Below are 10,273 nucleotides of genomic sequence, written 5' to 3' on the forward strand. Positions count from 1 at the left end.
TGCTCGCCCTCTATGTCACCTGGCACCTAAGGCAGGTTCTCACACCACTCATGTTCATAGACGAGGAGATTCCAGAGCGCCAAGATCCGGTTGCCCCCGCGCTTCGCTCCGATGCCGCTAAGACCAACGATGCGACCAAACGCGGAGCTGGTGGCGAACCGATTCACAGCTTTGGCACCCTGCTTGCCCATCTTGGAACCCTGACGAGAAACACGGTTGAATTTGGTCAAGGCATCCAGATAGAACAGCTCTCGGTGCCAACTCCCTTACAGCGTCGAGTCTTTGAACTCATTGGATCACCGATTCCAATCACCATTGGAGGTAAGTCGACAGAACCAAAGCACTGATCCACGACAACGTACCTGATAGACGGTGCTATCGGTCGGGGGGTTAGGCTTAAGTTCGGCCTAAAGCGATCATCGGCGCCGTGGTTGGCTGTCGAGGTCGAGAGCCTAAGTTGGCGCAACGATCTCAGTGAAGGGCAAACACCACGAGGCCAAGGAGGCCCGCCACCAGCGTCACCCTTGAGGTTCCGGCCAACACCGCGATAAGGCTCGGCCCCACAGCACGGGCAACGATCACTCGAATCGGGGACACCATCAGCGCCGCCAACACCAGGCCGACGAGGAGCCACCAGGAGACACCAAGCGCTGCCTCAAAGGCGATGAGCCCGATCACCAGTAGCGCGACATAGAGCGCTCGCGTTGGACCATCACCCATGCGAACCGCTAATGTCCGCTTCCCCGACGTTCGATCACCAGGAATATCGCGGAGATTGTTGGCCACCAAGATGGCCGTGATCAGGGCACCATAGGCGATGGCGACCTCTAACGCCGGGGCGGAGAGCGTTCGAGCTTGGATATAGAACGTACCAAGGGTCGCTACCAGCCCGAAGAACACGAAGACGAAAATCTCACCAAAGCCGTAGTACCCATACGGGTGTCGACCACCGGTGTAGAACCAAGCAGCGACGACACTGGCACCCCCTACCAGCAACAGCCACCAGCTCACCAGCGCACAGATCACCACGCCAGCGATGGCTGCAACCCCGAAGGCGGCGAAAGCAGCGAGTCGAACCGCCTTCGGACTCGCCAATCGGCTGCCAACCAGACGTATGGGACCAACTCGGTCCTCATCGGTGCCGCGGATTCCATCCGAGTAGTCATTGGCGTAGTTAACACCGACCTGCAAGGCAAGCGAGACGAGGGCGGCAAGCACGGCCAACACCGGTCGGAACTCATGACGAGCGATGACGAGCCCGGTCGCCCCAAGCACTGGTGCCACCGAGGCCGGCAACGTCCGTGGACGGGCTCCGGCTATCCAGTCAGACGCCGATGCCATCAGCTACGGCCGCCGTGGAAACTGATCAAAGGCAGGCTTGCGCTTTGCAAGATAGGCATCTCGCCCTTCTTGGGCCTCATCTGACATGTAAAAGAGCATGGTGGCGTCCCCAGCAAGCTGTTGGATACCAGCAAGTCCCTCGTCAGCGGCGTTGAACGAGGCCTTGAGCAGCCGAAGCGCCAGTGGGGAGAGCGCAAGTATCTCACGACACCAGGCGACCGTCTCGGCCTCAAGGCGCTCCAAGGGCACCACGGTGTTCACCAAACCCATGCGCAGTGCCTCGTCGGCGTCGTATTGACGACAGAGGAACCAGATCTCCTTTGCCTTCTTGATTCCGACCGTCTTGGCCAAGAGACCGGCTCCATAGCCCCCATCAAAACTCCCAACCTTTGGGCCAGTCTGGCCGAACCGGGCATTGTCAGCGGCGATCGTCAGATCACACACGAGGTGTAGGACATGCCCGCCACCGATGGCGTACCCCGCCACCATCGCGATGACTGGCTTGGGGAGGCGCCGGATCTGGATCTGTAGATCCAATACGTTCAGTCGCCCAATACCAGCATGGGCGACGTCATCATCACCGATGTACCCGTCGTTACCACGAATACGCTGATCGCCACCGGAGCAGAAGGCCAGTGGTCCCTCGCCAGTGAGGATGGCGACCCCGATTGCCGGATCATCACGCACGATTTCAAAGGCCCGTTGGAGCTCAAACAACGTCTGTGGGCGAAAGGCGTTACGGACCTCGGGTCGGTTGATGGTGATCTTCGCAATCCCCTCGAGTACCTCAAATCGGATATCGGTATAGTCACCCCGTGACTCCCATGCCAGCTGCTCCATCGCCTGTCCCATCTCACTCATCGTTGACAACCTCTTCCCACTAGCTACCTGTCGCGAAGGCTCTCGGCCCAATTTGTAGGGTCACCCTCATCAGCCCTTGCCGGCCCCCACACATCGCCCACCCGCCAACGCCGGTGACCTCTCATTGTGTCAACAGCTCGAAACTCTCACTATTTCAACGCCCAGCCGCCGCTAGGGTGCCCGTTCCCTTCTCATGGCCTGGATCGGAACAGAACGGCCACACAATGACCCCGTCTCTCGAAAGAGCACGCATCCTGGCACCAATATCTCACCTTTACTGCCGCATCACACCAGAGCCACCCTGTCTCAAGGGACTCAATGTATACATCCAGCGCCACGGTCAGTAGGTCTCGCTTGGGCTACGGGCACGCCTGACGCTAGTTTAGAGGCGTGAATCAAATCGTCGCAATTAACCTACCTCCTTCTAACAAACTTGTGGATCTCATCGCCGAAGTGTGGGCGAACGACGATGCGGTCGCGATCCTCGACCCGCGCTCACCAGCTATTCGCAACCGCGAACGACTCGATGCCCTCGGTGCTCATCGACTCATCGACGAGGATGGCTCCCACGTGCTTACCAGCGCTCCCCCACCCGTGGCCCCCGGAGTTCGGATTGCGATCACGACCTCAGGAACCACCGGGCCACCCAAGACAATCCTGCACACTCAAGCCAACCTGATGGCCTCCGCCAAGGCCATTGCCGCACGACTTGCGATGACCGACACTGATATCTGGTTTTGTCCGCTCTCGCCTGCGTATATCGGTGGCCTAGGGGTCATCGCTCGCGCTTTGCTGCTAGGCCATGACGTGTATCTGAGCGACCATCTGGATCGGTCGTCGGTTGACGATGCGCTCGCCAAGGGTGCAACCCGCACCGTCGCGGTCACCGCAGCGCTTGCATCGGTCGACCTGAGTGGCTTTCAAACCGTGCTCCTTGGAGCCCAGCCACCACCGAACGAGGTACCGCCCAATGCCATCGTCACCTATGGCATGACCGAGACGGGATCGGGCGTGGTCTACGACGGCATACCCCTTGATGGAGTTGAGGCTCGGGTTATCAATGAGATCATCCAGCTGAGAGGGCCGATGATCGCCAGCCGCTATCGCGACTTATCCCCCATCCTCGACCCAGAGGGCTGGCTCACCACGGGGGACCTTGGAGCTTTCGGACCAAACGGTACCCTCAAGGTGCTCGGCCGTGCAAGCGAGCTCATCAACTCCGGCGGGCACAAGGTCAACCCATTGCGGGTTGAGGCGGCCCTGCGCGCGAACTATGGCGATGCTCTCGGTGACTTCTGTGTCGTGGCAACCCGCGACACCCGCTTTGGCGAGGCGGTCACCCTGGCGACCACCGCAACGAACGCGCCTGACCTCGCTGCGCTACGCGCCGACATCGACACACTCGAGCGATGGGAACTCCCCCGACGTCGCGTGATCGTCACAGCCATCCCACGTACCGAGACCGGTAAGCCAATGCGTCGTAGGCTTGGTGAGCAGCTTTCGACCCAACCGTAGGGCCACGAACCGAGATCGCCACGATCAAACGCCTACCCTTGCAAGCCCATCGTGTCGTAGATTCACAAGGGCCAAGCGCCGATCAGCCCACGACCTGGAGCTTGTCATGGGCTCACGAGAGCGCCCCAGGTCGTAGGGATGCAATCGGTACTGGCGCGATTTGTAGGGCGCTATGGCCCACATTTCCTCGTAACACCGGAACCGAGTTCAGCAGTACGAAATCCGAGTCAGGCGTCAGCTCCGCACTGCGACAACACAAGGCTCCACAAAGACGCTGGTCCCCACATGGCTCTCGTCGTGATTGGCGGCATAATCGATCTCGATCATCTTGCAATCACCGATGCCGCTCTCGACGCATTGAGCTCCGGCAAAGCCGATCGCATCAGGGCTGATCTCGACAGGGCTGATCACAGCAGAATTGATCCACGCACCTCGGCGCTCGACGCTGGCACGCCAACAATAGGGCCGCCGCTTACCATCGTGCGTCCCAAACGCTCGGAGGCGATCAGGCATGGCTCACCACCTTGCTCTTGGGCTCACTTGCTCGCACGCCCAAGTCGGATCGCTCTCATCGGCGATTGGACCTGGGCGTGAGTGTGAACACTGCAACCGATCGTTCCTCACAGCGCGCGACGGCGGTTACGCCATGAGGTTGTAGCCGTCAGTGAGGTTACAAGCGGTCAGTCTGTGAGGGCTGGCTCGTAGTCGATGTCTCGCTCCTCAGGGCTCGGCATCTTGAAATACGGCCGTCCCTTGACCCAATAGATGATCATCGGGATCAGGCCAAGGGCCATGGAGCCAAGCCCGACGATGAGCGTCGTGGCATTAAGCGTCGGAATAGTCTGCTCGAACATCACCGCCATGAAGACAGCTCCCACCAACGGCCACAAGCCGGCGAAGAAAAAGTAGTTCGCACCAGTGAAGAGCTTCTTGCGATACAAGATGACCACCGAGAAGCCGGCGAGCGCGTAATAGATCGCGATCTGGAGACCGATGGCGTTGATGGCATCCGAGAGGATGGTACCGATTGAACCCACGTAGTTCGAGGCGACAAAGAGCCCAAGCGAGATGACGGCGACGACGACGGTAGCTACCACCGGCGTCTGGCGCTTCGCATGCGTGACACCCAACGCCTTCGGCAAGGTGCCATCGCGGCCCATCGAGAACATCGTCCTCGTCACCTGGATAATCGTGGTCTCGAGCGTCGCGACGGTCGAGAGCACGACGGCTACCACCAGGAGCTTGCCACCAACACCGTGCCATACCGTTTGACCTAGGACGAGGAGAACGTCGCCAGCGTTGTTGGCGACGATCTTGTTGGTCAGCACCATATTCGTACCGATGGTGAAGACTTCAAAGAGTACGAATACCACGATGACACCGATGATCCCACCAAGCCCAGGGGTGACTTTGGCCTCCTTGGTCTCCTCGTTCAGGTTGGCGGTCACATCCCAGCCCCAGTAGTAGAAGGCTGCGACCAGCGCACCACCAAAGAACACGCTCGAAGAGTGAAACACCGATGGCGAGAACCACGACCATGAGAAGTTTCGCGCATCATGTCCGTGCACGAGCATCAAAATGGCAAAGACAACCAGGATGGCGAGTTCGATTGAGGACATCGCCACCTGGATCTTGGCCGTGATGGTGACGCCAGCAATGACCGCTGCGATCATCAACAGGAAGACGATCGACCCAACGATCGTCACCAGCGTTACGTTGTTGGCCGCCGAATTCGAGAACAAACCCAGAAAAGTCGAGCCGGCAGGGTAGGCGCCGGCAACCATGAAGATCAGCGCGGAGGCCACCAGCGCCCATCCTGCGATGTACCCAAGGACCGGGTGTAACGCCCGACGCACCCAGGCGTAGCTCGCGCCGGCGTTGGACTCTGAGCGACCGAGGTAGTTGAAGGCCCAGACAATACCAAACATCGCGATGCCGCAATAGAGCAGCGCCGCCGGCCCGCCAACCGAGACGGCACCAACCAGCACTGCGGTGGAAGCGGCGATCGAATAGGCAGGAGCGACTCCAGCAACACCCATCACACTCGAATCGAGCAGCGATAGCGCGCCATGTCGTAGACCGTGCCCACCCCCTTCATCTGCACCGGATGTACCAGGTGCACGTTCCACTGTGTCCATCTATCTTTTCCCCCTTTACTAAGCAAAGATAACGGCAGAGTTCAATGTATCAGATACAACGGATTCATGCAACAAATTCTCACAATTTTATTGAATCCGTAACAATGACCGCTTACAAGCAAGGGATACTTAGAACATCCCCATTACTCCGTTGCCACCGTCGACAACGATCGTCGACCCGGTCATCCATGCCGAATCCGAGGAGAGCAAGAAGGCGATCACGCCTGCCACATCGCTTGGCTCACCGATCCGCTTCAATGGGAGACGCGTCGCGAGCTGGTCCTCCAGCGAGTCCACCAACATGGCCGCGAACTGGGTTCGAACCAAGCCAGGTGCGACCGTGTTCACCCGAATACGTGGCCCCAACTCGGCTGCAAACTGATGGGTGAGGTGAATGAGCGCCGCCTTGTGGACGTTATACCATCCGATCATCGGCTCAACGTGAAGACCCCCAATCGAGGCAACGTTGACCACCGCACCCAGATGATCGCCGTCACCAAAACGCTTGGCGAACTCTTGGGTCATCATGGTCGGCGCCCGTAGGTTCACCTCATAGACGACGTCCATCACCTTTGGCGTGATCTCGGTGATGGGACCAGCCCACGGGTTAGTGGCAGCATTATTAACGAGCATCGACACCTGGCCGAACATCTCGTTCGCCACATCGAAGATCGCTGTCGGCGCATCGACCTCGCGTAGATTCGCCGGACAGACGCCGACGACCGCGTTAGGAACCTGCTCGCGGATCTGTTGGGCCGCGGCCTCGAGCTCGTCAGGTTTACGGGCAACGAGCATCACCTCATGGCCCTGCTTGGCAAGGCTCGTCGCCGTCGCCAATCCAATCCCTCGAGAACCTCCGGTAATAATCGCCACTCCCACGCCAAACCCTCCTCACAAAGACCAACGCACACCTATGTCGTAGACTACTTGTCTTACGCGTCGCACTTGCCTCAAGTCGGTTAGGTGGCCGGTTTCAAAGGTGGTCAGGTCGCGTCTGTCTTGTGTATCCGCCCGCTTCATCCGATCACCCACACGTTGCTCGCGGCAAGCTATAACGTCAACGCGACGACGTGGGCGCAGGTGGAGCTACATGAGCATGGCCCAGCTGTCTTGGTAGGGCCAACTGACATGCCGATTTGCACGTGGTATCGCACCTCGGCGGTCTGGGGCCAGGGATTGGCACATTCGGTCTGATCTCTCACCCTCAACGACGATTCCTTAACCCTCACTCTTGTACAAAACCCACCACCTGCGCGTCAACAACCGATGACAGCTATGGTGAGGCTGGTAGGCTTTGGGCAACGATGAGTGCGATCCCTCCCCAACCGACCAACCGGCTTCACGAATGTTCGAGCCGCTATCTACTCCAGCACGCCGACGATCCAGTGGCCTGGCAGTATTACGGCAGCGATTCCTTCCAACTTGCACAATCGCTGGCGCGCCCTCTCCTCATCTCGATCGGATACTCAGCCTGTCACTGGTGTCATGTGATGGCCCATGAGACGTTCAACCAGCCAGAGGTCGCTGACTACCTGAACCAGCACTTCGTGTGCATCAAGGTCGATCGCGAAGAGCACCCCGATGTCGATGCCTTGTACATGGAGGCGCTCGTCGCTCAACAGGGCAGCGGAGGTTGGCCGATCACGGTCTTTGCCACCCCGGAAGGCGTACCGATCTACTGTGCCACCTATCTCCCTCCGTATTCGAGTTCCCACCTGCCAGGTCTGCTTTCAATCGCCCAAAAGATCATCCAGTTGCGCGATGAACAACCAGAATCGCTGGCCGAGGCCAGTCGCGAGTATGCAACCGCCCTTGGCACCCATAACGCACTTCCCTCAGCACCTAAACCAGATCTTGATGCCACCGTGGTCCTTGAGCGCATGGTCGAGGAGCTAGCCGAACGATTCGATGCTGAGTTCGGTGGCTTTGGCAATCAACCCAAATTTCCACAGCCCTACCTACTCGATATCTTGTGGCGTGCCCGCTCGATTGTCGCCGATCCTGAAAGGATCGAGACGATGGTGGTCACCACATTGAAGGCGCTCGCCAACGGCGGCATCCACGATCATATTGACGGCGGCTTCTTTCGCTATTCGACCGATCGATTTTGGATCACCCCACACTTCGAGAAGATGCTCTATGACCAGGCTGGCCTTCTCTCGCTCTATGCGACCGTAGCCGCCGACACAAACGATGTCGATCTCCGCTGGATTGTTGGCCGAATCTTCACCTTCGCCACCAGCACGCTGCGCTTGCCTAGTGGACTCTACGCCTCCTCCACCGACGCCGATGCCGACGGTGAAGAGGGAGGCTACTACCTCCTGTCCGCCAACGAACTGAGCGGGCTCTTGGGCGAGGGCTACGGGACCTTCGCCGAGTTCTACGGCGTTACCGCTGGCGGCAACTTTGAAGGTCGCAACATCTTCCATCGTCCTTTGGGGGCAAGTCCGCGCATCAACACTGACCTTGCAGCGATCAACCAACGGGTATCGACCTATCGACGAGAGCGCTGTGCGCTCGATATCGACGACAAAGCCACCTGTGACGGCAACGCCGGCTGGGCTCTAGCCTTGCTGCGCGCCGGACGGTTCCTCACCGATGCCACTATGACCGCCGAGGGCCTTCGACTCATGCACCAGGTACAGGGTACCTTTCGGCATGGCGATGACCTCGTGCACGTCGCCTACGAGGACGGAAACGCAATTGAAGGCTATGCCTCGGACTATGTGAACTACGCAGGCGCGGCGCTTGAGGCCTTCACCGTCACTGGCGAGATCACCTGGCTGAACGAAGCTACCTGGGCTCTTAAGACCGCCACTACCCGCTTCATGAGCACCGATTCACCGGAACTTAGCATCGGCCGCCACGGAGGGATTTTGCCGTTTGCGAGCTTTGACCGCTACGATGGCGCGACCCCCTCAACCAACTCGTTGTTTGCCTGGCTCGCCCAACGGGTGGGCTCTATCGCCCTCGACCCAGCCCTGGGGAACCTGGGGTCAACGTTGCTCGATGCGTATCTACCGCTGATCGAACGGGTGCCAGCATCGTTTTCGATTCTGTGTTGGGCCCTCATCGAGCGTGACCTCGGAACCACTGAGGTCCTCATCCCGGGCGATGGCCTCGATGAGCTTGTCACAACGGCGCTGACCAACACACGAGGAGACCTCATCGTGGTGCACGGTACCGGCGCTCCTATCCTCGAGGACCTTGAACCGGGAGCCGCGTATCTGTGCCATGATCGCGTCTGCCAACTTCCCACTCGCGATCCAGCAGAACTCAGGATTGGCTTGGCGGAGATCAAATGAAGCCCGTTGCCCGCTATCTCCTCCTTGGTTCGATCGCCGAAAACAGTTTACGCCGCGAACTGATCATCGCCGACACCGCCAAACGGCGGCTTCTCCGGCTCTCACTGAGTACCGAGAGCGAGCTCACCCCGCCATGCTATCTCGATCTCGAAAACGCAGCCCCAACTCCCGACGTCGATCCAGCTCGCCCCGAACAGATCAAGGCAACGACCCTGCGCCGCATCAGTCGGCCCCCAAAGCCACGGCTGGTCAGCTCCGTCCTCGAGGACCTCTCTCAGACCCAAGCGCTCCCTCCCCTCTTTCTTCCGGGTCCCAGCGTCGCCTATTCGCGTTTTGACGCATCGTTCCCCTCGGTTGTGAGCCTGGGACTCAACAATCCCATTCTCGAGCCCCAGCTTGATGGCACGCTGCTTCTCGGGCTCGAATGGGCTGGACGACACCATCAGCTACCCCTTACCAAGGAGCTCGCCAGCCACTTCGACATCAACACCTCGGTTGGTGGCAAGAAGTGGAAGCTGGTGCGCAACGCCATCCCCACCTATGCCATCGCAGCCTACAGCGCACCCTTCGAAGGGTACTGTAAGAAGTGGATCGTTGCCCTGTACTGATGGCTAGCAACTGACCAGCTAGCGCCTGCACGAGCCACGTCTGCCCAGCAGGCGCTGGGCAGGACTTGGCTCGCCCACACCTTCGCAAGGGAAGAACCGCAGCGCCATACTCGCAGCCAGCAGACCACAGCAACGAGTTCACAACCCAAAAGCCACGGCACCAATCGCGACAGAGCTCGACCTATGAGCTGAGCCTCGCCTCCACGATGACGTTGTCGGCGTAAGAGCCTCCCACACCAGGGATCTCGGTGAAGGGGCCACCGCAGGTGACAAGGGCCAGGGTTGGTGTGCCTTGGTTGGTAAAGAGCTCAGGGTGAGCCACGGTGTTGGGTGAGAGCGTTGGCTTGGTGGTGATTTGCCAGGTGCTCTGGTGTCCGTCCCAGTTGAGGATCACTTGGTCACCGGGGACCAGTTGGCCGATCTCGCCAAGGGCTCCCTCTCCTTGGCCTACCCAGTTGACGTGTCCGGCCAAAAGGGTGACACCAGGGTTGCCTGGGGTTGGGGT

At 59.4% G+C, this 10,273-nt stretch carries 10 protein-coding genes; 4 read left to right on the top strand and 6 right to left on the bottom strand.

Going from position 1 to position 10,273, the window contains the following annotated elements; all coding sequences use genetic code 11:
- The coding region (locus MP439_10990) for a hypothetical protein (GenBank protein ID MCI2976578.1) at positions 1-347 on the top strand (347 nt) is incomplete at its 5' end.
- A gap of 124 nt (positions 348-471) precedes the next feature.
- Here the strand turns inward: MP439_10990 and MP439_10995 are convergent.
- Together MP439_10995 and menB are read right to left on the bottom strand one after the other, a co-directional pair.
- Complete coding sequence (locus MP439_10995; GenBank protein MCI2976579.1) at positions 472-1,341, bottom strand: 1,4-dihydroxy-2-naphthoate polyprenyltransferase; 870 nt, start codon at positions 1,339-1,341, stop codon at positions 472-474.
- Positions 1,342-1,344: 3 nt separating this feature from the next.
- Positions 1,345-2,202, bottom strand: coding sequence for a 1,4-dihydroxy-2-naphthoyl-CoA synthase (gene menB / locus MP439_11000; GenBank protein ID MCI2976580.1), 858 nt, complete (start codon positions 2,200-2,202; stop codon positions 1,345-1,347).
- Between the two features lie 390 nt (positions 2,203-2,592).
- Here menB and MP439_11005 point away from each other — a divergent pair, with 390 nt between their 5' ends.
- Positions 2,593-3,717, top strand: coding sequence for an AMP-binding protein (locus tag MP439_11005; protein ID MCI2976581.1), 1,125 nt, complete (start codon positions 2,593-2,595; stop codon positions 3,715-3,717).
- 234 nt (positions 3,718-3,951) lie between these two features.
- On the opposite strand, the gene MP439_11010 is transcribed toward MP439_11005, so the two are convergent.
- The 3 genes from MP439_11010 to MP439_11020 form a co-directional block, all read right to left on the bottom strand.
- Positions 3,952-4,230: a hypothetical protein gene (locus MP439_11010; GenBank protein MCI2976582.1), complete on the bottom strand. Its 279-nt coding sequence runs from the start codon at positions 4,228-4,230 to the stop codon at positions 3,952-3,954.
- A 167-nt stretch (positions 4,231-4,397) separates the two neighbouring features.
- Positions 4,398-5,855: an APC family permease gene (locus MP439_11015; GenBank protein MCI2976583.1), complete on the bottom strand. Its 1,458-nt coding sequence runs from the start codon at positions 5,853-5,855 to the stop codon at positions 4,398-4,400.
- Positions 5,856-5,984: 129 nt separating this feature from the next.
- The gene (locus MP439_11020) at positions 5,985-6,734 is read right to left on the bottom strand and encodes an SDR family oxidoreductase (protein ID MCI2976584.1); all 750 of its coding nucleotides are present in this window, start codon (positions 6,732-6,734) and stop codon (positions 5,985-5,987) included.
- Positions 6,735-7,159: 425 nt separating this feature from the next.
- On the opposite strand from MP439_11020, the gene MP439_11025 reads away from it, so the two are divergent.
- Both MP439_11025 and MP439_11030 read left to right on the top strand, forming a co-directional pair.
- Positions 7,160-9,160 carry a thioredoxin domain-containing protein gene (locus tag MP439_11025; GenBank protein ID MCI2976585.1) on the top strand — a complete coding sequence of 667 codons (2,001 nt, stop codon included), beginning with the start codon at positions 7,160-7,162 and terminating at the stop codon, positions 9,158-9,160.
- The gene (locus tag MP439_11030) at positions 9,157-9,768 is read left to right on the top strand and encodes a hypothetical protein (protein MCI2976586.1); all 612 of its coding nucleotides are present in this window, start codon (positions 9,157-9,159) and stop codon (positions 9,766-9,768) included. The genes MP439_11025 and MP439_11030 overlap by 4 nt, the downstream gene beginning before the upstream one ends.
- A gap of 181 nt (positions 9,769-9,949) precedes the next feature.
- On the opposite strand, the gene MP439_11035 is transcribed toward MP439_11030, so the two are convergent.
- Positions 9,950-10,273: class F sortase (locus MP439_11035; protein ID MCI2976587.1), on the bottom strand; the 324-nt coding region annotated here is incomplete at its 5' end.

Source organism: Ferrimicrobium sp., assembly GCA_022690815.1.
Taxonomy (GTDB): Bacteria; Actinomycetota; Acidimicrobiia; order Acidimicrobiales; family Acidimicrobiaceae; genus Ferrimicrobium.